A 24074-nucleotide genomic window follows, 5' to 3' on the forward strand; every position below is an offset into this window, starting at 1 on the left:
GGGGTTAATCCAACTGAAGTGTCGTGAACGTGTCGTTTTTCAGCCCGCCACCAGCGCGTTTCTTCATGGTGACTTCGACCGATCGCTTCCCTTCCTTGACGCGATAACGTATTGCTTGAGCGAGGTATTTGTCATTTCGCTTCAAGTCTCTAGCGTCAATCTTTAACGTACGATTTTGACGATTTACCGTGCAGCGATAATCCCAATCATTTTTGCCATTTTTCAAAGCCAGCAAAATACGTTGACCTGACGTTCCCGCCGTTTTAATCCCGCGGGGCTGCTTATCTATCGCCAGCGCTAACCCTGCTTTACACAGCTGATCTGCACTAAAAGCAGGAGCTGCGTATGCGTACCCAGAGCCGAGCATAGCGGCGGTCATCGTTACAATTGAGAAAACTCGATTAAATGTCATCGTCCGTTCCTTAAAACTTACAAAACACCGTACGCATTAAAGCAACATTACCGAATGCTGTCAAGAATAAATGGTATGGCGTTTAGTTAATCATAAGAAACGGCTATTCCAAGGTGTCAGACGGAGGTGCAAACAAACACCGCCAGCGCTGACGCCAAGATAAGTTTGGACGAGTCACTTCTTTAAACATGTCTTTCCATTCCGCAAACGTCACGGTAATAGGATTAAAGCTGTTAACAGGTTTTGAGATGCCATAACGAACCGTTTCAACTTCTGGCTCGAATGTACTGAACATGCGATCCCAGATGATCAGCACACCAGCGTAATTTTTATCGATATATTGACGATTCACACCATGATGAACTCGGTGATGAGATGGCGTATTGAAGACCCACTCTAAAGGGCCAAGAGAACGAATCGATTGGGTATGAACAAAGAATTGCAGGCCAAGATTGAGCAGAACAACAAACACCACCCACTTAGGATCAAAACCAATAATGACCAGTGGCAACCAGAACAACCACATGCCTGCCAATGGGTACATTAGGCTTTGACGAAATGCGGTACTGAAGTTCATACGCTCAGAACTGTGATGCACCACATGTGCCGCCCACATCCAACGGATACGATGGCTTGCTCGGTGGAACCAGTAATAGAAAAAGTCTTGCAAGACCATTAGCAGTAGGAAGGTAGAAACCGTCATCTCGATATCAAACAAGCGCCAACCAAACCACCATAAGTACAACTTGGCGATAAGCAGCCCTGTTAAGATATCTGTCGCTTGATGAAGCCCAGCCAATACAAAGTTACACACCACTTCGGGTAAGTAATATCGGGCGCTCTCCGGTAATCTTCCGCCACGCTGTCCAAACCAATATTCTGCAGCAATGCAGAGAAAGAATATTGGCGCGAGCAACATCAACAATAAATCAGGATGTTCCGTAATTTGTGACCATTCCATAGTCCGTTCCTACCATTTCGCGTAGTGATCTTCGGTGAGTCCCATCACCTCTTCAAGTTCGTGTTTAATGCCATTGCCATCAATCAAATAGCCAGAAAAATAACCGACAAACTGACGAAAGTTACTCTTCAAAAACCAGAAGTTCTTTTTCTCTGAGCGTTGGTTTTTAGGTTTGAAGATCAAGTCGATGCGCTTGTCTTGTGAGGTAATTCGCCATGACGCTTCTTGATGCAGGCGAGAAAATTCGAATTGGACAGGTGGCATCAAATGCCGTTCACCATCAATCCAAATCACATTTTCACAATGTCCGGTTTCGTTGACTCCAGCAGCAAAGTTCAGCCCTATTCGTTTGTCTTCACTGTGATGATTAATGCTCGCCCATCGCCAACTGGTTTCTCTTCGCATATACCCGGCAGAGAAGTCATACCCAGCAACTGCGTTGGTTAGATCGTGCGGTTGCCCTCTCACGCTCATTTCACCTTGAACAGCGAGCGCGTTGTGTTTTTGGGTGTAGGTCCAGCCGGAATACGCGGTTGGCGTGCAGAGCATCAAAGGCAAGCTTTCTGACTCAGGTTTTAACCTCAAATCAGCTTGAATAAGGTCTGTTGAAAGCTGTATGTGCCAGAGTCCATGTTCAATCTTGAATTGAATGGCATCATTAGCGAGATAGGCTTGACTGTTCCAGCTAGAGGGTTGTGTTTGATAGCCCATGTTAAGAGGCTTTAGCCATTGCTGCTCCACCAGTTCATGGGTTTCTGTATCAAACACATAGCAAAAGCCAGACGCCAAATAGCGAATATCGGCAATCGCAACACCAATGATGTATTTCTCTGTCACGATCGAGACAAACTGGAACTGCTTATAGTCGAATCGCTTTCGCCAACTCGATGCAGGCTGGTCCATCTCATTAAGATACTGAAACGCATCCAACTGAAGCGATTCGGGAATCGATGCTAAATGTCCAAATTGAGGTAATCCATTCGCTTGAATAAAGGGATTCAAAGGCGTTTGCACATCCATGCTCGCTATTAATCAATGACACACCATTCGATATTAACATTAATTTAACAACGAACAGTTTGCGCCACTGCACAACATTGGTTCAGTTCTCGGCTTCAAATGAGCTGAAATGTGAAACCAGTCACCCATAATCAAACCATTGAACGGTTAATTAGAGCTTTAACTTGGGTTGGATGAAATCAAGGAAAGCGGAAATACGCAATGAAACGGATGAAGATTTGTAGTAAACCGCGTTGATCTGTTCACGACCGGTATTAGTGATTTTGTCTGATTCCAATATCGGCACCAAGCGCCCCTCTTCCATGTCTTTACGCACCATAAAACCGGACAAACACGCAATACCATTGCCTGCGAGCGCCAATTGGCGAATGGTCTCACCGTTACTGGAAAGCAAATTAGGCTCAATCTCTGGTGCGCCTTTTAATGGCAATTTGTTGAGGATCTTCGGCTCAGTGAATCCGATAATATCGTGATGAGCGAGATCAGTTGGCTTTTGTGGAATCCCCCTCTGTTTGAGGTAATCCGGTGAGGCAACCAAATACAACTCGCTCTTACCCAGCGCTCTTGCATGCAAAGTAGAATCAGACAGTTTACCGATACGAATCGCCACATCGGTGCGCTTTTCTAAAAGATCAACGAAACCTTCGTTGGACGTCAGCTCCAATTCAATCTGCGGATAGGCTTCACGGAAAGGTTTGATCAGGTCGACAAGTTGATGGAAGACGAATGGGCTTGCGGCATCCACACGCAGCGTCCCTTGAGGCGTTTCTCCTAATGAAAGAATGCACTCTTCCGCCTGCTGAATGTATTGCATTGCGGTGCGCACATGCTCGACAAATCGGCGACCTTCATCGGTTAACTCAACGCGACGTGTGGTGCGGTTTAGTAAAGAAACGCCAAGCTGTTGTTCAAGGCGACTGACTGAGCGCGAAACTCTTGCCACTTGGACATCTAATGCTTCTGCCGCAGCGGAAAAGCCACCACAGTCTACAACCGTTAATAGGATTTCTAGATCATCGGAACGCGTTAACATCGTCTTACCTCACTTTTGTTGCTGTAACCATAATTGAGGAGACACTTTTGTCAATATTGAAATAATCTAAACGACGCTAATCGAGAATTTCGGTCACGACTTCGGTCTTTACGGAATTGGCGATAAAACAGTTCTCATGCGCCAGATGATGCATTTTTTCTAACTGTTCACGTGTCGGCTGTTTATCTCCAGAAAAAACGATGCGTGGTCTCAGCACAACTTTAGAAACCCACTCTTTGCCGTTTTCTCCTGCAGTCAGTTCCCCAATTGCTTCGTCCACGTACGAATCAATTACGTAGCGACGCTTAGCGGCAATAGAAAGGAAAACCAACATATGACAACTCGATAACGCAGCAATAAACGCTTCTTCTGGATCGACGTTTTCTTCTACCGAAAGTGGTAGCGGGACAACTTGAGGAGAAGGGGATGCCGGAACGGTAACGCCGCCGTCAAACTGCCAGACGTGTGCTCGGCTGTATTGATTGTCGCTAAAGATTTCGTTGGTTTGACGCTGCCATCGGATAACTGCGGTGTGTGTACTCATTACCATCCCTTGTGCTGTGGGGCTTTGCCTAATAAGGCGACTCTCCATAAATTACAGCCCCAAGTAAACCACAGTACAAAGCGTGCCCCAAGAGCAGGGCTGAAATACGTGCGCTAAGCCATTAAATCACCTGATTTGTGTCTGCCTGCTGTTTGCGAGATTGGTCAATCAAACGTTGCCCTTGATGCACATTCACCTGCAATCGGTTAATCAACTTTTGCAGTTGTTCAATATCCGGAATTTGTTTGTTTTTCACTTGGGTTTCAATTTCAAGCGCTTGATTTGCTAGCGTATCCAAACCTAAGTTTAACGCCATGCCTTTGGTGGTATGTAAGGTACTGTGGAGCGCTTCAAGATCTTCCGCCATGAAGAATTCAATCAGCTCGTCGACTGACTTCTCAAAGTCATTCACTATGCTTTCTAGTAAATCCACCAAGGCTTCCGGTTCCTGCTTGAGGATCTCGACCGTTTCTGAATGAGTCAGTTCCTCTTCGGTCAGTCTCAGCCTCTCAATCGGCTCACGATGCAATTGAACAATATTGTCAGCTTGCTCTGGTGCATCATCACCTTGGGTCGGTAAACGCGAAGCAAACTGCTTGAGTGCGTCAGCAAAACTCTCTCGTTGCAGCGGCTTGGTCAGTACATGGTCCGCCCCTGCTTCAATAAAGTTATCGTGCGCTTCTCTGAACACATCGGCGGTATAAGCAAACAATAAGGTATTCACGCCAAGTTTTTCACGAATAAAGCGCGTCGCCTCAACCCCGTTCATCTCCGGCATGTGATTATCCATAAGAATCAAATCATATTGGTTCTCTTGTGCTTTCTTAGTCGCAATTAGACCATTCTCAGCAATCTCGACCGTATGCCCTAACTTCTCACAGAACCCTTTCGCCACAATCGCATTGACTCGGTTGTCTTCGGCGAGAAGAATATGCAGGTTACGTTTGTTTTCGCGCTGAACTTTGACTTTGGTATCCGCCGCTTTAGGCAACGCCTTCTCTTCCCAAGGTATTGGGAGTTCGACTAAAAACTGAGTACCAATGCTCTCAACACTCTTAAGCTTGACCTCACCACCCATCAATTCCGTTAGCTTTTTCACAATCGCTAAACCAAGCCCTGTGCCGCCAAACTTACGCGTGGTGGAAGTATCTGCTTGCTCGAAGGAGTTGAAGATACGGTCTTGCTTGTCGGCTGGAATACCAATGCCCGTATCATTGATAGACAGCAATAAGCGCTTTCTTGATTCATTCAACTCCGCTCGAATCAGTACATGCCCATCACTGGTGAACTTGACCGCATTGCCTGCAAGATTAAACAGGATCTGTCGAATGCGCGCACAATCACCATTAAACTCGATGTTTTCTGGCACTTCGTTCTCGACATAAAGCTGAATGTTTTTCTCTTCGATTAAAGGCTGAATCGCACTACAAACTGGGGTGAGCACTTGAGGTAAATTGAATGGTGCGGCTTCAAGCTCTAACTTGTTCTCTTCAACTTTGGAGAAGTCCAAAATGTCATTAAGAATCGTCATCAGATGCTGACCAGAGTCCAAAATCACCTGAACGTGCTCCTTCGTCCCCTTCTCCTTGGTCTCACTGGCGATGATTTGCGAAATACCTAAAACACCATTCATTGGCGTTCTTAACTCATGGCTCATGGTTGCTAAGAATTGTGACTTGGCTTTTGCTGCCCGCTCCGCTTTTTCTGTGGCTTCGGTTAAGTCATCATTGAGTTGCTTCAGTTTGTTTACACGGTGCTGAGTTTGCAGCACAAATACCGCTACCAAAGAGATAATGGATAACAGAACGAACACCCACGTAAGCCTTGCTTCACGCTGAGCAATCTCTAAAAGTTGATGCTCTGAGTATTCAACAAATTCAAAATAGTGACTCTCCAAAATCTTGTTGGTGAGCAACTCAATTTTGCGTTCGCTCTCTCGTAGTCGATCAAGGAATAAAGCGATATTTTGACTTTGCGAGTTCTCCCCTTCTAGGGCGGCATTGGTCAAGAATTCAAAATAATGCTGTTCAAGCCAAGCATCATCATTGGCGACTTCAAACTGCTGCTTGTAGATATTGTGCAGAGTGTGCATCTCATATTGATTTGCCACTTGAACGCCTACCAACATATCTAACGTCTGCGTTGCATCGCGTACCTTGCCATCGAATTGGGCGACAATATTTTGCACGCGCGTTTTGGTTGGGGTGAAACTAAACCAAATGGATTGCTTGAAATCGGTACACAAATTCTCGGCGGCAATCTCTAATTCCACCAAGCTTTGAGTGATTTCGTAGTTCTTTCGCTCTCGCAGAGAATAACGATTCACGACACTGTCACGAGACTCAATCAAATGGTGGCCAATCTCAGATAACGAAGCATGTAGCCCATGTGTGTTTTTGGAATTCACATGCGTCATGTACGCCAGCACCATCATTGCTGCAATAACGATGAAAAGAAAGGCGTTGAGTAATCGGAATTTATTCATTTTCAAACACCTCTAAAATCGCGGGTCTCGGCGCCGTTAACGTGTTTAAGAACGCTTCGATGTCTGCCACTTTGTCGTCACTCATGGTCACTCCCAACTGGGTTTGCGACATGATTTGAATGGCTTCGGAGAGCTCATCAACTTGCCCATTGTGGAAGTAAGGGCTGGTTTGCCCCACGTTGCGTAAGCTCGCGACTCGGAAATAGTACTTATCCTCGCCATCCGTTGTTCTTAAGTGACGCCCTGTATCGAGGCTTTCATCTTGGGTTCGGAAGTAGGAAAAGCGCTGAATCATTGAACCGCCGACATTCTTGCCTTGATGACACTGAACGCAACCGACTTGTTGAAAGGTTTTCCAACCTCGAATCGCTTGTTCGTCCAAAGTGTGGGAGTAGCCGAGTAAATAAGAATCAAAAGGCGCGCCTGGCGTTTGCAGTCCTTTAACGAACTCAACAATGGCACCTTTGATATTGTTGACAGTGATCGCTCGATTGTCGGCTTGCTTAAATAGAGCTTGGTAAGAAGGTTTCGACTGCACATATTGTTCTATGTCCTGCCAGTTCGAATCCATCTCTAACGGGTTTTGCACCGGACCATCGATTTGAGCCATCAAAGAGTTCGCCGTGCCATCCCAAAGAAAACGATAATTTAAAGCCGCATTAAAAACAGTAATGGAATTACGGTTGCCGACACCATTCACGCCGGTAGAAACCGCGGTTGGTTCTGCACCGTTAGTTGAAAGATCATGGCAAGTTTCACAACTGATTGTCCCGTTGGAAGATAAGTTTGGGTCTCGGAACAAGTGCCAACCGACTCGAGCTAGATCCATGTCGATCTTAGGTTCGCCATCAATTGGTTGCACCAACTGAAAATTCACTTCGTCATCATGCGTTGCACCAGCAATAACCGAAGCGCTAAAACCTATCATCAAACATCCACATAACCCTTTTGTGGTAAGCCTTTTGTTCATAATTCTGGGTATCCTTACCTAGCCTCTTAATATGAACTTAGTTGCTTTTAAGTTTTTTTCCATTACGGCTCGTGGGGATATTGAGCTTCCTCTCATAACTTATTGATAATTAATCGTCCTGATCCTCTCTGAACTCATCGAGTTGTATATCAAGCGTCTGTTGTCGACAAGACAAACAACCTTGATTGGAGAACGCGGTGAAAACCTATACGATTCCGCCCCATTTTGAATTCGGTTCTTGGCTGGAAAACATAAAATAGTGAAACTGTTCGCATTCATTGCTGCACTACTTACCGCTCTGTCATTCAATGCATCTGCTCGTGATTTCTTAAACGCAGAAGACAGAACATTTCTGGACAATCAAAACACATTAAAAGTCGGTGTACTTGAGGGAGATTGGCTACCTTACTGGGGTGATCTTGCCTCAAAAGAAGGCATCAATATCGAGTATGCAGAGACCATGCTGCACGATTTAAATATTGAGGCAGAATACGTCCCGTATAGAACGTTAAATACACTATTCGATGGCTTAGAGAACGGAGAGATAGACCTCACTGTTGGCTTTGTTGCAACCAAAAAGCGCGCAGAACGTTTCCTGTACTCTGATCCGATATTCCACACATTGAGACTGGTTTGGCTGCGTGACAGCGCATTAGAGAATACCCCGCTAGACGAGCTCAAATGGGTGTGTGTGCAAGATTCAAGTGCGTGTGATCAGATTGATGTACTTGGCTTTAAGCACGTCCATTCTGTGCGCAATAACATGATGATGACGGCATCGCTTAATAGTGGCGCAGCCGATGCTGCCGTGGTCGGTTTGTCGACGCTGAGCTCTTATGGATTCAAAAACCCGAAAGGTGAACTGACGGGTAAAGTCGTGTACAACAAATCCCTCACTCCGGGAGAAGTAACGATTTTTACCGGAAAAGAGTCCACTCAGTTGATGGACATCATCACTAAGTACATCAAGCACTCGAAAGAATCGAAACACAGTCGTGTGCACATCGAAGCCAACATCAACATTCTGCACAACGAATTGATGCTCGATATTCTAGAGCAGCAGCAAGGTCATCAGACGGTACGCTACACAATTCAAGATAATGTGTATCCGCTGTCTTATCTCGATCCAAAAACGGGCGAGATAAAAGGCTATGTTCATGATCTGCTTAAGCTGATGGAGCAAAAGAGCATGATCAAGTTCGAATACGTGCCAGCCAATGGGCGCGATGTTGATTTGATGCTGCAAGAAAACCTTGTCGACTTACTGCCTGCACGCAACATTGCCCTAACCGACAAGAAGCGCTTTATCACGACCAGAACCTTGGGCTACTTGCAGTTTGGCTACATTAAATCGCTCAATTCGAACGCTGAAGAAAACGTGGCGATTTTGGACCGCTCAGGTAACTTTTATCCGCATTTTCTCGATCACTCGGAGTATTCCTCTGCGGAAGTTTATCGTGATTTCGATAACTTGATGGTAGCGTTTGAAGAAGGTGAGATTTCCCATGCTTTTGTTAACCAGAGCCTGATCGACAATCATTATTACGATGGGCAAGGCAAGACGTTTGAAGCGGTTACACCCCCAACGGGTATTCAGCTCAAAGTAAGACTGGGCATGGAGCTAAGAAAAGACTCCGAGTTCTTACGTCGCGTATTGAACACCGTGTTGAAAATCACCACGGACGCCGAGTTAAAGCAGCTCATGGAGCGTCATGACAAAGTCACCGTCCACTATGGTGTCGATAAAGAAATCGTGGTGATTTGGGCGCTAGTCGGCGTCTGTGTGCTGTTGGTTGCCGTGCTGATTTACATTCTGAGAACCGGACATCTGACACGCAAGATCAAGCGTAAAGAGTACGAGACCAAAGTACGTCAGCGACAAAACCGATGGTTGTCTTCAGTGCTTGATCATATCCCTAATAAGATTTTGATCTCGGATGATAACCACCAGCAAATCTTAGCCAACAAGCCGTACTTGTCGATGCTGCAACGATGCAATACCGACAGCAACATCACAGATGAACAACGCGAGCTGGTTTTGAAGCTGACCAAGGATACGGACTACCCAGTACCGGATGAAATCGTCACCACGCTCTGCTCTCTCGGTAAAAAGCATTACCGAGTAAGAAGGCAGTCTCTCCTTCATCCAGAGGAAGGGACACGCTTCCATATGACGGTATTTGATGACATCACCGAGCTGAAAAAGAAAGAGTGTGCATTGAAAGCCTCCAACCTCAAAGCGATGCAAGCCATTGAGGCACGAGAACACTTTCTCGCGGTGATCAGCCATGAACTGAGAACCCCTATCGCTGCCATGCTCGGACTGATGGAACTGTTGGAACAAGACCTCGACCGCCCAGAAAGCAAAGAGCTTCTGAAAAGTGCGATGTTGTCGGCTGAGCGTTTGCAGCTACACGTAAACGACATTCTCGACTTCTCTAAAGTGGATGCGAACCAGCTTCAGTTGGATGTACACAGTGGCAACGTTTATGAAGAGCTTGGCTCAAGTTTGCGCAGCTTTGAAAAAGCAGTAGAACAAAAGGCTTTAGCGTTTGAAGTGAATTGGCAACCGACGCCTTATGCTTTGGTGAATCTCGACTGGCTGCGCGTTAACCAGATCATTAACAACTTACTGAGTAATGCCGTTAAGTTCACAGACAAAGGCAAGATCAGTGTGAACATTCATGTCTATACGAATGAGCTTGTGTTCTCCGTGCAAGACACCGGATGTGGCATGAGCAAGGCTCAATTGGATGCCCTATTCCAACCATTTGTTCAGGGTGACAAGAGCATCAGCCGTCGCTTTGGTGGCACAGGACTTGGTATGTCTATTGTGAAAAAACTGGTCGACATCATGACCGGCACGATAGAGGTGAACAGTAAACAAGGCAAAGGGACAGAGATTACCGTGCGTTTGCCGATGACCAGCCAACCTCTCGATCTGACGGGAATGGGACCGATTTACACCGAAGACAAGCAGATACAACGTTGGCTAAACACTTGGCAGGTAACACTCGATGAGTTTGAACTCAAGCATCATGTTATTGAGCCAGAACCGCACTACTCCAATGTTTATCCTGACCTTATTCAGCAAAAACTGAACACAAGTTCGACGATGCCAAATCATTGGACACGACCGATCACCTGCCAATGGCAAGGTCGAGTTTTAGTGGTTGATGACGACGCCATTAACCGACTGTTGTTTAAGCGCCAGTTTGAAAAGCTTGGTGTGTGTTGCCAATTGGCAGCGAGTGGGAGTGAGGCGATTGAGTTGTTGAAACAGGCTCAAGACGACGATGCTTTCGCGCCAATCAGTTTGATTATTAGTGATTGCCATATGCCGGATATGGATGGCTATCAACTTACACAAAAACTCAAAGCGAGCAGCGAATTTGCCCCACTACCCGTTGTGGGTTGTACGGCAGAAAACTCTCGTAATGTGATTGAGAAAGCGGAGCAAAACGGCATGGAGTCGGTCTTGTTCAAACCCTATAACTTGGACGATCTCAAAGCCTTGTGTGAGCAGTATTTGGCGATGTCCTTCTTTAACGAGACTCAAAGTGACTGGTTGGATGCCTATCACCATGAAGAAAAAGCAGAAATGGCACACGTGGTGTGTGAAGCGCTGAGTAACGACATCGCATTGATTCATTCAGGCGAAGAGAGTCTTAAGTCTGTCGCGCACCGAATTAAAGGTTCTGCCGCAGCATTGAATTTGACTCAATTGAAGCACAGTGCCCAACAATGTGAAGCGCTGATAGGTACAGAACAAGAACAGCAAGCGCGCACTGCTTTACTTAACGAATTAGAAACCATCATAGCCACCACAAAACAATGGCTAGATTTGAGTGAGAACAACTAATTGAACATTTTGATTGTTGAAGATGACCGACTACAAGCAACCAATCTCAAGATTCTGCTTAATCGTCTTTTTAATGGCTCAATCACCATCGTACACCGCGGCTCTGAGGTCAGCGAAATCTGCACCAACCAAGCAGTAGATTTGATGTTCTGCGACATCGACCTACCCGATATAAATGGCGTGGACTTGCTGTGCACGCTGTCGAGAGAAACGCGTCCAAAAGGCGTGGTGATTTTGAGTGCGATGAATCAGGATGTGGTCGAAATCACTTACAACATGTGTTTGTCGGCAGGCTATGACTTTGTACGCGCACTCACTAAACCGATTTCTTGTCAACAGCTGAGCCAGATATTGACGGCTTTCCAGCAGTACACCATCGAAGAGCAAGTCGTTGCGCTGCCTGTGCTGATGAATACAACAGACATCGATACCGCGTTCCAACAAGGTTGGTTTCATAACTACTACCAGCCGCAATACTCCGTAGTCGATAACCGTTTGGTTGGGCTAGAAGCGTTGGTGCGCTGCTTTCACCCAGAACATGGCGTGTTGGCTCCGGCTCAGTTTTTAAGTGAGGTCCAAACCCGTAATGAGCTCGATAAACTGTTTTGGTTGGTTCTGGAAAACGCATTGCGTGATTTAGCAAAACTCAACACCAGCGTGAGTTTGTCCGTCAACATGAACCAAAAGACGCTTAAACAGCCGATGAGCGAACGATTTTTCGGTTTGTGCGACCAATACCAGATCGCACCAGAACGAGTGACGCTAGAGCTGACAGAAGATGAGGTCTACGATTCAGATGTGGTTTCGTTAGCCAACCTAGCTAACTTGCGCCTAAGAGGTGTTGGCTTGGCGATTGATGATTTTGGGACGGGTTACTCCTCTCTCAGCCAACTGGCGATTTTGCCATATACAGAATTGAAGATTGATCGCCAATTCATCAAAAACGCGCTAACCAATTTTAAGAGCCAACAACTGACCATCTCTAGCTTACAACTGGCAAAATCACTGGGATTAAAGTCGGTAGCCGAAGGCGTCGAAGACCATGAAACGCTTTACTACCTTCGTCAAATTGGCGTCGACCTGTATCAAGGTTTTGTGCGCAGCCGTCCTGTTCCATTTGAGCAACTGGAAGCTTTGTTCTAATTCAATCTAGGCGGCATATGGCCTGCCCTCGCCGCTTAGATTTTGCTTGATGAATCACTTTGAAATGAATACCAAATCTTTCTCACAATACAATGTGCTCATTGTCGATGATGCGCCTATCGTAGTACTCACACTACGTAACATGCTGACCAAACTTGGTTTCTCTGATAAACGCATTTTCACCGCTCGTCTTGCTAAGGGTGCGATTTCAATCGCCCATCAAGAGCGCATTGATCTGATCATTTGTGACTATAACTTTGGTCGCGGCATGAACGGCAAACAGCTCTTTGAAGAGTTAAAACACCTTAAGCTCTTGAGCCATGACACAGTATTTATTCTGGTAACAGGGGAAAGCTCTGCCACTATCGTACGTGCAATCATTGAGCTCAAGCCCGACGAGTATCTACTTAAGCCCTTTAACTCAATCACGTTAAAAGAGCGTATTTCAGGCGCAGTAAAGCGTAAAAACACCTTACAAGCCATCTATGAAGCAGAGCTGAAGAACGATGCTCACGCTGGCTTAGAAGCATGCGATGAGTTAGCCCCCTTCCACCCAGAATACTTCTTCATCATTGAGAAGTTCCGCGCAGATTTCTTGACGCGCCTTAAGCTGCATCACGAAGCCAAAATCGTCTACGAACAAGTCATTGAACGCAAAGACGTTAACTGGGCAAAAATCGGCTTGGCAAACACACTGGTTTCTCTTGGTGAAAACGACGAAGCACAACGCCTAGTACGCTCCTTGCTAGAAGAGTCTCCAAACAATGTAGAAGTTCGTGAATGTGCCGCGAACTTCAACATGCTTAACCGTGAAGTGCCAAGTGCGATCAAACACTTAGAGCTAGCAAACAGCTTGGTTGAAGGCAATTCAGAACGTGAACTGGTGATCGTAAACTTGTGTCTTGCAGAGCACGATTATCACTCAGCATTGCAGCACTATCACGCGTACATGGAGATCAACAAAGATACCTATCGTAACAACACCTTCTCTAAGCTGAATTTGATCCGAATTTTGCTTTATTGCGTGCGAAAATTAGAGGGTCGTGAGGATTTGCTGGCTCAGGCAAAAAGCCTGTTTAAATCCATCACTAATGGCCCAGAAAACAAAGCAATTAAGGACGAATTGGATTTGATTGCCGCGCACATTGCGATTGAGGAAAACCAGTACGTTGCAGCGTTTAAAGTACTCAGTGATTTGTATCGTCGTAAGCCTTTCGCTCACTTTTATGCGCAGTTTCATCTCGCTTGGTTATTGCATGAGATGAACTTCGAATCTGAGTTTTCTCAAGCCATAACTTGGTGTTTTGAAAACCTACAAACCGACTCAAGCGATACGATTCTATCGAGTAAAATTGCTCTTGGTCGTTCTTTAGAAACAGACAACGCGGAACGCCAAGCTTGGATGCAAGAACAATACAAGAAGATTCGCGCAGCTGAGCAAGATTACCAAGCTTTGATCGACGCATTAATTGAGCTTCAAGCCCGTTGTCCGCTACTAAGAACCGTGTGTATTAACATCATCAAAGTGCTAACACGTGCTTTTCCGAGCAACAAATCGTCATTAGAGGTCGAACTGCTGATCAAGCGCTGCGACAACATTGTGAAGCAATTGGTTTCTAGTGAAGAGCTTGAGAAAAGCGGCTACGACAAGTTTCTGTTTCTGGCTCAAGATCGATGTCAACAGATGTCTGTGGTGAACACTCCACCTACGCAACCAGAACTGACAAACTAGACAGCAAAAAGGGGCTCGATGCCCCTTTCATTTCGGATTACAGGTTGAAGAAACGATTAATCCAAGTCACCTCACCGAACGCAATCAAATCGTAGATAGTGAAGAACACTGCACAGATAACGGCAAGCTTCACCAATCGAATCGCAATTAACATCATAACTTCCCACTTATCTTCTTGTCTGAGTGTCGTTGATTCTTCGCAGTTTACTGGTTTTCTGAAGAACCACAACGTCCCATAAAGTGAATTTCCTTGTTTATAGAAAATGCAATCTCACAAAATCAGAGTGACACCGCTCACCCTACGCGGTAGTGATCAAATAAGTTTAAATTATATTAAATAAGCTTAAAAATAGTACAACATGACTCACGTATTATTCTCAAATCACTTATTGTTGTGGCACATCCGTAGCAGGTTCAATAAAAAACTTACCAAGTTGAATTTCAAGTCAAATGGAGAAGTGCTGTGTTATTTCCATTTTTACTTCTTTTGAATAGCCTTTTCTTCTTACTTATTTGTCTTCAGATTCAAGTTAAAGAAAACGAGCTTAGATTAGATAAAGAAGATTACTCATTATGGTTAAACGATGAAAAGGTCATCAGTTTTCGTAATGGCAGTATAAATTTTCGGTTTATTTCCTATTTATTTGATAACGCAGGGCGCCAAATCACTATCTCGGAGCTAGAGCGCAATGTCTTTTTCGACAACAGCATCAACCTTAACAAGGTCATGCGAAATACAGGAATACCCGCAGACATTGCAAAACAACACTTCGAATTAAAGAAAGGACACATAGTAATGCATAAAAAACGGACATCACCCAATCAATGATGTCCGCACGCAAGTACGTGAAATAAAACGGCAAGGTGACGCTACGCAACAATGTGACTATAACGTCAACGCCATTCTCTAATATTATTTTGTGCTCTTTTGTGTCGAGGCTCACTCAGAGAATTTCTGAGAATAGACAAAGACTCTTCGCAAAATAAATAAACATGTTATTGAGGATTAATAATATGAACAGAAAGAAACTTATCTTCCTATTTTCTCTATCTTTTTCAGGATGGTTCTTCTCTGGCTTTCTGCTTTATAACTATATGGCAGAACAGCGAGATCATTTAGAAAGTATGGTGAGCGAAAACGCCTATAACATCGTGGCTCAAGCGATTCAGGAAGATAAATCTCAAGAAGACATTATCGCAAGCATGGAGTTTTGGTTCGAAAATAAGTGGACAGCACAAACTGGCTCAGTAACCACGCTTTGCAAATTTGGCCGGGATAAACTCAAACGCATTTTGACTGACGAAGGGGTAACCACAGTATGCCGACTCAATCTTTAAAAGTAACCCCACTGACCATATTAGTAGTAATACTGAGTTTCTCAGGTTGGATAACGTCAGCCTACTTGTACATAGAAACAACAAAACAAACACAGTATATGGCAGAAGCAAAGCTCTTTAATGCCTACAATATTCTCTCAGGCGCCCTCGGCTCGGCCTCCTCAGAGAGTGAATTGCACAACATTATCAATAACTGGAGAGTGAAAGGTTGGAGCGCGCAAACAGGATCGCTCACAACCATTTGTGACAACAACGCTTCCCTATTGGTAAATCTAAGCCCGATATTAGATAAGTCAGTCTCAGAATATATCTGTCAAACCAATGAGCAATACATGCATAGACCTTAACACAATAGTAGTTTCAAAAGCTTGAGATAGGCGGTTATCAATGAAAAACAACCTATCTCAAAGTGCCCCAAGAGGTGTGATAAGTTTCAACGGCCCTCTTTCACTCAAAATTCTGTACAGTGAATTCTTTGACGTTATTAAACGTTGTTTAATTCCCTTCTCCCTCCCTCTCGTATCTATACTTTAAATAGTGTTTTGATAAGTCCCAGTGGTAACACAAGGAGGGCTGTATGAAACAGATACGATTGTGGCTTCTTCCTCTACTCTTGTTTGCCAGCCAAGCGCTAGCGAGCACCGTTTGGGTATTGCCAGTCAAAGGCGCGATTGGTCCTGCTCTGAGTGATTATCTGTCGCGAGAGGTTGAAGAGGCTCAGCAAAACGGCATCGACCTCATCATTCTAAAAATGGACACCCCCGGCGGACTTGATAGCTCAATGAGAGACATCATTCATGCCATCACCACCTCTTCCGTGCCCATTGCAACTTGGGTTGGTCCATCAGGCTCTAGGGCAGCCAGCGCAGGCACCTACATTCTGCTGGCAAGTCATGTCGCAGCGATGGCAGAAGCCACCAATTTAGGCTCAGCTACGCCTGTTTCACTTGGCGGCGCACCACAGCAACCTTCTAGTGCCGACGACAAAGACAATGACGAATCGAATGATGAATCATCAGGCAAAAACTCTGATGAAGTGCCTGCTAAAACCGCAATGGAAAAGAAAGTCATCAATGACGCCAGAGCATACATCAAAGGTTTGGCTCGCTTGCATGGCAGAAACGCAGAGTGGGCAGAGAAAGCCGTCAGCGAAGCTGCAAACATAGACGCTTCAGAAGCGTTAGAGTTAAACGTTATTGATTACATTGCTAATTCGCCCGAAGACTTGGTCACAACCATCAATGGCACAGAGGTCAAAGTGAACGGCAAGCCTTATAAGCTGGCGTTAGATAACCCAACGTGGGTGGAACGTGTCCCAGACTGGCGTGCAGAAATGTTGGCGGTGATCACCAATCCCAACGTGGCTTACATCTTGATGCTGATTGGTATTTACGGACTGTTATTAGAGTTCTATAACCCTGGCATTGGCTTGCCAGGTGTGCTCGGTGGGATATGCTTGTTGCTCGCCATGTATGCCCTACAAATGATGCCTGTGAATTACGTTGGTTTAGGGTTACTGCTGCTCGGTATTGCTCTGATGATTGCTGAGGCCTTTAACCCGAGCTTTGGCATACTCGGCTTAGGTGGCGTCGTTGCGTTTGTTCTCGGCTCCATCTTCCTAATGGACAGCGACATCCCCGGTTTCCAAATCGCTCTGCCACTAATCATTGGTATCGCTGTTTTCTCTGCTGGCTTAATCGTGATTACCGTTGGCTTGCTGCTTAAAATTCGCAGCAAAAAAGCCACCACCGGACTAGAAACCTACCCGGGTAAACTCGCCGTTGTGAGCGATGATTTTGTAGATGGAACAGGGCTTGTCCAACTGGATGGTGCTTTGTGGCAAGCCAAAGCTGACGCACAGCTCAAACAAGGAGACCACGTCACCGTGGTAACCATAAAAGGGTTGACCTTAACCGTGAAACCCAGTGATCGCCCTAAGGAATAGGAGGCGCTTATGATGCTCTACACTGTTGCCGTTATCATTGTTTTATTGGTTGCACTGGCAACGCAAATGTTCAAGGTGCTGCGTGAGTACGAGCGTGGCGTGGTGTTCTTCCTAGGTCGTTTCCAAGAAGTAAAAGGACCGGGCTTGATCATCTTAATTCCTTTCATTCAACAAATGGTTCGGGTCGATTTACGTACCATTGTTTTGGATGTTCCGACTCAAGATTTGATCACCCGTGACAACGTATCGGTCAGAGTTAATGCCGTGGTTTACTTCCGAGTTGTCGACCCACAAATGGCGATCAATAACATCGAAAGCTATAGCGATGCCACCAGCCAGTTAGCACAGACAACGTTACGTTCTGTACTTGGTCAGCATGAACTGGATGAGTTGCTTTCTGAACGTGAACGCCTCAATAAAGATCTGCAATCCATCCTCGACCAGCAAACTGACGATTGGGGAATCAAGATCGCAACGGTTGAGGTGAAACACGTCGACCTTAACGACAGCATGGTGCGCGCTCTCGCCCGCCAAGCCGAAGCAGAACGCAACCGCCGTGCGAAGATCATCCACGCAACTGGTGAGTTGGAAGCTTCCAACAAGCTAAAAGAAGCGGCTGAAATGCTTAACGAAGCACCTAACGCGTTGCAGCTTCGATACATGCAGACGCTCACTGAGATCACCACAGACAAGACATCAACCATTATCTTCCCGATGCCGATTAATCTCGTCGAGGCAGTCTCCGATATCGCCGAGGCGGTGAAGAAAAATCAGGGAGAGTCGGAAGAAGGGAAAGAGTACGACTAGCAGTCGCGATAGAAGCAAGTAGAAAAAGAAAAGAGGGAGTTGCTGTGTTCTACTCCCTTTACGAATTCAACATTGATTGGACTTACGCATCGCTGCACTCTTTCTTCATAATTGCCAATCCAGTTTCAAAGCAGTGACGCCACGCGTACTCGACCCTTTCATCAAAGTCAGGATCGCATTGGGCGACGGTTTCTAGCAGGCTTTCAAACCAGACATCGATATCTTCAGGGGCGACGCCGATATTATTATGTCCGTGCTTATTGCCGTATTTCCTCATCATGTCACGAGCGTCCGTTGAGGTGTCTGCCATCATCACAAACACGATAGATCCTTTAAGCATCCGGATTTGCTTGTTCATGTCCACGCCATCGAACTTTTGTCTGAAGTTTTCACCTTTCGACCAAAAGTTCTCATAGAACAAATCAAAGAAGTCCTCATGGATTACGCAACGTTCGTAGCTGTCGTTAAATACCTCGATTACGTTCATACCCTAGCCTCCAACCAACTTATCTATTTTCATTATGAATGTAATTTGATAATCCTACCAAGCTCGTTGGTGGTTTCTGCGGTTTCTGAACGTCGGAGTGCGGAGAATGCCAATCTGCCTTTTAGGCGTTCAAATTCGATTTTCAATAAAAAATAGAAAGTGATTTAAACGAAACACGTATTATCAATTCGATAAAAGTCGATATTATGGACTCACTTTCGAGGTACGCATGGTTGTCGATGCTAAGCGCATCCTCATTTGTCTATTAATATTAAGAGGATATAAACGTGTCTCATCAAATCATTACAGACCTAAACAACCGTTACACAGCTAAAAAATACGACGAAGAGAAACGCATCTCGCAAGAAGATATGGCAATCATCAAAGAAGCAATCCGCCTATCTGCGTCTTCTATCAACTCTCAGCCTTGGAAATTCATCGTAATTGAGAGCGACGAAGCAAAACAGCGTTTCCACGACACGTTTGCTAACATGCACCAGTTCAACCAACCGCACGCTAAAGCAGCATCTCACACTATTCTGCTAGCGTACGATCCAAAATTCACTAAAGAGAAATTCGCGAAGCGCGTTGATGCTGAAGTAACTTCTGGTCACCTACCAGCAGACATGTACGACATGTTCATGGGTGCTTACGCATTTGCTGAAGCAAACACAGATGAGAACGGCTACAACGGTGGCTGGACTAAGGCGCAAGTTTACATCGCGCTTGGTAACCTACTGCACACACTAGCGCGTCTAGGTATCGACTCTACTCCAATGGAAGGTGTTGACCCAACACTGATCGGCGAAGAGTTTAAAGCAGAACTAGACGGTCACGTATGTGAAGTTGCACTAGCAATCGGCTACCACAAAGACGGCGAAGACTACAACCACGGTCTACCAAAAGCACGTCTACACATGGATGACGTAATTACTACTCTTTAATGAGTATCGTCTCCTAGCTCCTTGGTTCCTAGCCTAGAGCTTAGCTATCTAAATCATTGTTCAAATTGAAAGAGCCGTACTTCTTAGTTTCTCAGTCTAAGAGTACGGCTCTTTTTTTGTCTAAAATCCACTGCCAACATTAACGTAGATTGCGCTTTCTTCATCGCTCACCGCATAGTCCATTCCTAAATGCAATCCATAGCGACGAGCAATCTGATAACGAAAACCGACGCCACCCGCTTTTACTTTGTTTTCCTTTTCTTCAGACTCTTTTCGAGTCGCTTTACCTTCGCCATAAAAAGCAGAGACTTTCCAACGGTGAGTAATGCTGTAAGTGAGCTGACCTTGTAGCGTTTCGATTTCATCCCCTTGATAACGGTAAGAGGAGACACCGCGTAGTGACACATAAGGCTTTGCCGTTGGAGATCCAAACAGGTCATCTTGTTCGAAGCGCTGATAGTTTCCTGCTAAGCCAAGTGTCCACTTCTCAGCCAAAGGAATGAAGCCTTCCCCTTCGAGGTTGAGATTACGATAGTTGTAATCACTGCCGATGGCATCATCGTAGAACATATAATCGGCACTGATCCTAGCGCCTTTGGTTGGAAAAAAGAGGTTATCTCTGGTGTCGTATTCCAGCTCTAATCCCAAACCCGATGTGAAATTCTCATCCCCTAATGTCAGTTCCATGATGGTTTCAACGAGTTTGTTGTCCGACTCAACCTTAGACTTTGCCAATAACTGTTTTACGCCAACCATGATAGGCGTGTCTGCAATGCGCACTTGCACCTTTTGTGAGAGTGCGGCAACCGAGGTGGTGGTGCCAAATCTAAAGTCTTTTTGAATTGGGCCAAACGACAACTGCTTATACAAGTCTAAATTTGCAACCCCAAAGCCACCAATACCGATATAACGAACGCGGTCATTAAGCCATGAATGACGATGTCCTCCAAAGACAAACCATGTGCCATTTTCTGTCCCTAAAGCGCCAGCAACGGTCATTGCAGCAGGAACAAGTTGCGCACCACCATCAATCGCTTCTAGTGCCGCTTGCTTGCGCTTGTTTTTCTCTTCTTCCGTTTCATGGAGAAACAGTCCTGCAACTCCTCCACCATAACCAACGGCAGGTTCGGTGATCAAAATGGGAATAGGCAAAAATCCGTGGGCGTTTTCTGCGATGTAATGCCCCATATCAAATTGTCCGTCAATTGGGTCATAAAATGAGGCAAAAGATGGAAATGCCAATAAGACGGATGTAGAAAGTAACGCACCTTGGCGTTGGCGATTCATAATAAATCCTCAGATAAAAAAAGCCGGGCAGTAACGACCCGGCTGAAAATTCTGCATCCGTGCAGCAGACATATAGATAAAACACTTTTTGCTCTGGGTGACCCCATTCGCAAGGCTAGATTAAGGCAAAATAGTGATATCCCATACTCTCGTATAGAGGGTGTGATCCTTCAAAATTTGAAGCCGGATATTTTGAGTCGGATAAAACGAAAACAAGGCTCGAAATGAGCCCTGTTGGAATGAAATGAGTCTTTGGAATCAGCGACGAAGACTGTCTTCGAATCGCTGGCGATAGTTATTTATCACGGTCATTAGCGATTGCTTGATATCACCAATCTGTTTGGAATGTGGACACCATAGTGCAAAACCAAACTTGAACCCTTCAAGCATCTCGGCCGATTCGACAGGTTCAATCGAATGGTTGGCAAACTCAGTGTTAGCAAAGGTTTTAGGCAGTAGCGCCCAACCCAAGCCCGCTTCGACCATTTTTATTACTAGGGCAAGCTGATCGACTTCTTCGTTATCAGAGCTAACGATGATCTTCTCCGCCATGCCTTCTTCGATAAATGAGCGTAAGACAAATTGCTTGCTGCTTTTCAATGCGGTTAAGACTTCATCTTTCTTCAACTTAGACAGCTCTCCACCTTTTTGTGCAAAAGGGAAAAACTCGAAATGCCCAAGGAAGGTGGCATCAAAACTGTGCATCGCCTGACTATCATGAACATTCACGATACCGAAGTGGAACTCACCACTAGCGATCCCCTTTTTGATGTCCTGTTTATTCCGAACAAAGAAGTTCACACGCATTAACGGAAAGTCACGTAACAATTGCTGGCGAATTTCAACCAAAGCACGATGCGGAATCACACTAGAATAGGCGATGTTAACGCTTTCTAATCCACCGTAAGAAAGACTCAGTGCGACTTTATCGAAAGTACGAGCCTGTTCGATGGTTTGTTTAGCATAGTGGTACAGATGGTGGCCATCTTCTGTTGGTTCTACCGAACGACCGACTCTTTCAAACAAGTTAACCGCAAGTTGGTCTTCAAGATTGGTAATCACCTGCCCTATTGTGGTTCGGTGCTTATTGAGTTTGACCGCCGCCTTACTGAATGAAAGCTGTTCATAAACGGTCACGAACGCGAGAAGTTGTTCAAAACTAAAATTCATAGGTTGTGCTTACTTTTTAGAGTTATCTAATTAAATTATCACAAGATAGTAGAATTGCTACTCGGTAACGGTAACAAGCTGCGTTTGAATTCCTTCTCGACGACATAAAAAAACCTACTAAAGTCAGTAGGTTTCTTCCATCTTAGTTGTACTCAACAACGCGAGCCAAATAGTTGAATTCACCCGAGTCACCATGATAATCGCGGTAAACATCCACACTAAAATACTTAGGTTGGTCGGCTTGAATATGGTCAACGATCTTCTGTTCTAATGACGCTAGCGTTTCACCCGTTTGCGAATACACAAACTGCTTGTTCACTTTTTCCAATTTGCGTTGCTTTGCTTCTTTGTGTGAGACATAGTTGTTGATCTCTTCCCACTTACCCACGTACTCGACTGCTACGTAACTCGAGTTCTCATCAATCATGATAAAGGCTGCACCTTCTTCTTTAATGGCAGACAGTTGCTGCATGTCGCTGTCGACTTTTTGCTGGTCAAGGTGAGCATCACTTTGTGCAAATGCAGTCGCAGAAGCAGTGAGCATCATTAACGTTAGAACGGCTTTTTTCATTGTGTTTTTTTCCTGTATTAAGGGAGTTCAGTCACCCAAAGTTGTCCTTGGGTGGCTTTTTTGTATCCATATTCGTAAATCGTTAGCAAGTAATGTTGGTCGAACATGTCTTTCGTCACTTTGGCGTACCCGAAGTCTTGGTCGATGTAAGTAAACTGCATCGCTATATCGTTGATTTCACTGATGTATTTCATTCGATACAGATCACCACGAGTTTGCGCTAACGTAAGGCTTGAGACGCTTTTCGATACCAAATCCAACCCTTTGTCTTTTAGTGGTCGATACGGTGCTTTCAAAGCACCATTGCGAATCACATCCAATTGAGGTGCTTTTTCTAACCCCAGAGCCTCTGAAATTTGTTGATAGTTGAAGTTAGACGGATTAAAGAACACCTGCGCTGCAAGACCACCATCTACGTGTAACTCTTCAAGTGTTTCCCCATCATGTTCAACATCGATAAACTGTGGAGGGAAAACGCCAGGGATCGATGCACTTGCGGCAAGCACTTTGTAGATCAATTCTGATTTGTCCGCTAAGTCACTATTCGCAATCGCGCCGATGTTCCAAACTACTAATTCACCTGAATCAAAATGGGTACTGCCGATAAAGAGGCGTTTACCATTGCGATGTTGCTGTGCCATCGCCTCAATCATTGGCTCAGGGTAAGCGTCCGCAATGAAGTCATAGAGGTTCTCGCCATTGGTAAACGCGTCCTTAAACAGTGTGTTTAAAAAGTTCTTTTTACCCAGGACGCTTTTGTCGTTGATGTTGAGCATGACTTCTTTCATCTTTGGCATTGCATCACCACCGATGAAAACAAATGGCGCAATTAACGCACCCGCGCTGATGCCCGTAATGATAGCGTAGTCTTTCAGCTCACCCTTTTCTTGTAAGCCCATCAAAACGCCTGCACCGTAAGCGCCGTTTACGCCACCACCCGATAAGGCCAAAATATTGAGTTGTTCACCCTCTACTTTGATTGGTGTGGTTTGATTATGTGCCGAATAAAGAAAATCGGGAGCCTCATTGGCCCACATTCGAAGCGGTTCTGTCGGTACTGAATTTGCGATTTCAACATCTTTATAGTTGCTTGGAGAAACGCGGACATCCAGCGTATGAGGTGAACTACAAGCCACTACCAAGAGCGAGAGTGCTATCGTTACACCAGAGGAAATTAAACGATTCATAGTCAGTCTCATTTAATGTTCTCTGGCGTATGACCAGAGACTTAGTTTGAAGTTAAATGGGTCAAAATGAAGTCCGTTTCGTTGTGTGGAGGTACTATAGCTAAGCGCTTCAAAACGCTGTAATCGCAGATGTAGGACGCTATCCATCAATGCAATAACGCACAGATTTTATCACG

At 45.2% G+C, this 24074-nt stretch carries 20 protein-coding genes; 8 read left to right on the plus strand and 12 right to left on the minus strand.

The window, feature by feature from the left end:
* Positions 1–4: 4 nt before the first annotated feature.
* The 7 genes from A9237_RS22645 to A9237_RS22675 form a co-directional block, all read right to left on the minus strand.
* Positions 5–412 carry a hypothetical protein gene (locus A9237_RS22645; protein ID WP_041060673.1) on the minus strand — a complete coding sequence of 136 codons (408 nt, stop codon included), beginning with the start codon at positions 410–412 and terminating at the stop codon, positions 5–7.
* 103 nt (positions 413–515) lie between these two features.
* A complete protein-coding gene (locus A9237_RS22650; protein ID WP_045483255.1) occupies positions 516–1373 on the minus strand; it encodes a sterol desaturase family protein in 858 nt (285 codons plus the stop codon).
* 9 nt (positions 1374–1382) lie between these two features.
* On the minus strand, positions 1383–2393 hold the full coding sequence (locus tag A9237_RS22655) for a DUF2804 domain-containing protein (RefSeq protein WP_078609734.1): 1011 nt from the start codon (positions 2391–2393) through the stop codon (positions 1383–1385).
* A gap of 151 nt (positions 2394–2544) precedes the next feature.
* Positions 2545–3426: a LysR family transcriptional regulator gene (locus A9237_RS22660; RefSeq protein ID WP_078609735.1), complete on the minus strand. Its 882-nt coding sequence runs from the start codon at positions 3424–3426 to the stop codon at positions 2545–2547.
* 76 nt (positions 3427–3502) lie between these two features.
* Positions 3503–3970: an OsmC family protein gene (locus tag A9237_RS22665; RefSeq protein WP_009704114.1), complete on the minus strand. Its 468-nt coding sequence runs from the start codon at positions 3968–3970 to the stop codon at positions 3503–3505.
* 121 nt (positions 3971–4091) lie between these two features.
* On the minus strand, positions 4092–6455 hold the full coding sequence (locus tag A9237_RS22670) for an ATP-binding protein (RefSeq protein ID WP_078609736.1): 2364 nt from the start codon (positions 6453–6455) through the stop codon (positions 4092–4094).
* Positions 6448–7425: a cytochrome-c peroxidase gene (locus A9237_RS22675; RefSeq protein ID WP_078609737.1), complete on the minus strand. Its 978-nt coding sequence runs from the start codon at positions 7423–7425 to the stop codon at positions 6448–6450. Before A9237_RS22675 ends, A9237_RS22670 begins: the two co-directional genes overlap by 8 nt.
* Positions 7426–7684: 259 nt before the next feature.
* On the opposite strand from A9237_RS22675, the gene A9237_RS22680 reads away from it, so the two are divergent.
* From A9237_RS22680 to A9237_RS22715, 7 genes are all read left to right on the plus strand, one after another.
* The gene (locus A9237_RS22680; RefSeq protein ID WP_078609738.1) at positions 7685–11287 is read left to right on the plus strand and encodes an ATP-binding protein; all 3603 of its coding nucleotides are present in this window, start codon (positions 7685–7687) and stop codon (positions 11285–11287) included.
* Positions 11288–12430: an EAL domain-containing response regulator gene (locus tag A9237_RS22685; RefSeq protein WP_078609739.1), complete on the plus strand. Its 1143-nt coding sequence runs from the start codon at positions 11288–11290 to the stop codon at positions 12428–12430.
* Between the two features lie 64 nt (positions 12431–12494).
* On the plus strand, positions 12495–14162 hold the full coding sequence (locus A9237_RS22690; RefSeq protein ID WP_174575003.1) for a response regulator: 1668 nt from the start codon (positions 12495–12497) through the stop codon (positions 14160–14162).
* 463 nt (positions 14163–14625) lie between these two features.
* Positions 14626–14991, plus strand: coding sequence for a hypothetical protein (locus A9237_RS22700; protein ID WP_078609741.1), 366 nt, complete (start codon positions 14626–14628; stop codon positions 14989–14991).
* A gap of 185 nt (positions 14992–15176) precedes the next feature.
* A complete protein-coding gene (locus tag A9237_RS22705) occupies positions 15177–15500 on the plus strand; it encodes a hypothetical protein (RefSeq protein ID WP_038895404.1) in 324 nt (107 codons plus the stop codon).
* 577 nt (positions 15501–16077) lie between these two features.
* On the plus strand, positions 16078–17445 hold the full coding sequence (locus A9237_RS22710; RefSeq protein ID WP_078609742.1) for an NfeD family protein: 1368 nt from the start codon (positions 16078–16080) through the stop codon (positions 17443–17445).
* 9 nt (positions 17446–17454) lie between these two features.
* Positions 17455–18252 carry a slipin family protein gene (locus A9237_RS22715; protein ID WP_078609743.1) on the plus strand — a complete coding sequence of 266 codons (798 nt, stop codon included), beginning with the start codon at positions 17455–17457 and terminating at the stop codon, positions 18250–18252.
* 82 nt (positions 18253–18334) lie between these two features.
* On the opposite strand, the gene A9237_RS22720 is transcribed toward A9237_RS22715, so the two are convergent.
* A complete protein-coding gene (locus tag A9237_RS22720; protein ID WP_078609744.1) occupies positions 18335–18739 on the minus strand; it encodes a globin family protein in 405 nt (134 codons plus the stop codon).
* Positions 18740–19026: 287 nt separating this feature from the next.
* On the opposite strand from A9237_RS22720, the gene A9237_RS22725 reads away from it, so the two are divergent.
* Positions 19027–19683 carry an NAD(P)H-dependent oxidoreductase gene (locus A9237_RS22725; protein ID WP_005452292.1) on the plus strand — a complete coding sequence of 219 codons (657 nt, stop codon included), beginning with the start codon at positions 19027–19029 and terminating at the stop codon, positions 19681–19683.
* A 120-nt stretch (positions 19684–19803) separates the two neighbouring features.
* Here the strand turns inward: A9237_RS22725 and A9237_RS22730 are convergent, their stop codons facing one another.
* From A9237_RS22730 to A9237_RS22745, 4 genes are all read right to left on the minus strand, one after another.
* The gene (locus tag A9237_RS22730; RefSeq protein ID WP_078609745.1) at positions 19804–20970 is read right to left on the minus strand and encodes a BamA/TamA family outer membrane protein; all 1167 of its coding nucleotides are present in this window, start codon (positions 20968–20970) and stop codon (positions 19804–19806) included.
* A gap of 258 nt (positions 20971–21228) precedes the next feature.
* Entirely contained in the window at positions 21229–22140 is a 912-nt protein-coding gene (locus A9237_RS22735; RefSeq protein WP_039841203.1) for a LysR family transcriptional regulator, read from the minus strand.
* A gap of 142 nt (positions 22141–22282) precedes the next feature.
* Positions 22283–22711, minus strand: a complete 429-nt coding sequence (locus A9237_RS22740; protein WP_033005145.1) for a hypothetical protein — start codon at positions 22709–22711, stop codon at positions 22283–22285.
* Between the two features lie 17 nt (positions 22712–22728).
* Positions 22729–23898, minus strand: a complete 1170-nt coding sequence (locus tag A9237_RS22745; protein WP_078609746.1) for a patatin-like phospholipase family protein — start codon at positions 23896–23898, stop codon at positions 22729–22731.
* Between the last annotated feature and the right edge of the window lie 176 nt (positions 23899–24074).

This window comes from Vibrio owensii (assembly GCF_002021755.1).
Taxonomy (GTDB): Bacteria; Pseudomonadota; Gammaproteobacteria; order Enterobacterales; family Vibrionaceae; genus Vibrio; species Vibrio owensii.

Coding starts and splice junctions, on each gene's coding strand:
- A9237_RS22645 (WP_041060673.1), bottom strand. CDS start 412: ATGACATTTAATCGAGTTTTCTCAATTGTAACGATGACCGCCGCTATG.
- A9237_RS22650 (WP_045483255.1), bottom strand. CDS start 1,373: ATGGAATGGTCACAAATTACGGAACATCCTGATTTATTGTTGATGTTG.
- A9237_RS22655 (WP_078609734.1), bottom strand. CDS start 2,393: ATGGATGTGCAAACGCCTTTGAATCCCTTTATTCAAGCGAATGGATTA.
- A9237_RS22660 (WP_078609735.1), bottom strand. CDS start 3,426: ATGTTAACGCGTTCCGATGATCTAGAAATCCTATTAACGGTTGTAGAC.
- A9237_RS22665 (WP_009704114.1), bottom strand. CDS start 3,970: ATGAGTACACACACCGCAGTTATCCGATGGCAGCGTCAAACCAACGAA.
- A9237_RS22670 (WP_078609736.1), bottom strand. CDS start 6,455: ATGAATAAATTCCGATTACTCAACGCCTTTCTTTTCATCGTTATTGCA.
- A9237_RS22675 (WP_078609737.1), bottom strand. CDS start 7,425: ATGAACAAAAGGCTTACCACAAAAGGGTTATGTGGATGTTTGATGATA.
- A9237_RS22690 (WP_174575003.1), top strand. CDS start 12,495: ATGAATACCAAATCTTTCTCACAATACAATGTGCTCATTGTCGATGAT.
- A9237_RS22705 (WP_038895404.1), top strand. CDS start 15,177: ATGAACAGAAAGAAACTTATCTTCCTATTTTCTCTATCTTTTTCAGGA.
- A9237_RS22710 (WP_078609742.1), top strand. CDS start 16,078: ATGAAACAGATACGATTGTGGCTTCTTCCTCTACTCTTGTTTGCCAGC.
- A9237_RS22715 (WP_078609743.1), top strand. CDS start 17,455: ATGATGCTCTACACTGTTGCCGTTATCATTGTTTTATTGGTTGCACTG.
- A9237_RS22720 (WP_078609744.1), bottom strand. CDS start 18,739: ATGAACGTAATCGAGGTATTTAACGACAGCTACGAACGTTGCGTAATC.
- A9237_RS22730 (WP_078609745.1), bottom strand. CDS start 20,970: ATGAATCGCCAACGCCAAGGTGCGTTACTTTCTACATCCGTCTTATTG.
- A9237_RS22735 (WP_039841203.1), bottom strand. CDS start 22,140: ATGAATTTTAGTTTTGAACAACTTCTCGCGTTCGTGACCGTTTATGAA.
- A9237_RS22740 (WP_033005145.1), bottom strand. CDS start 22,711: ATGAAAAAAGCCGTTCTAACGTTAATGATGCTCACTGCTTCTGCGACT.
- A9237_RS22745 (WP_078609746.1), bottom strand. CDS start 23,898: ATGAATCGTTTAATTTCCTCTGGTGTAACGATAGCACTCTCGCTCTTG.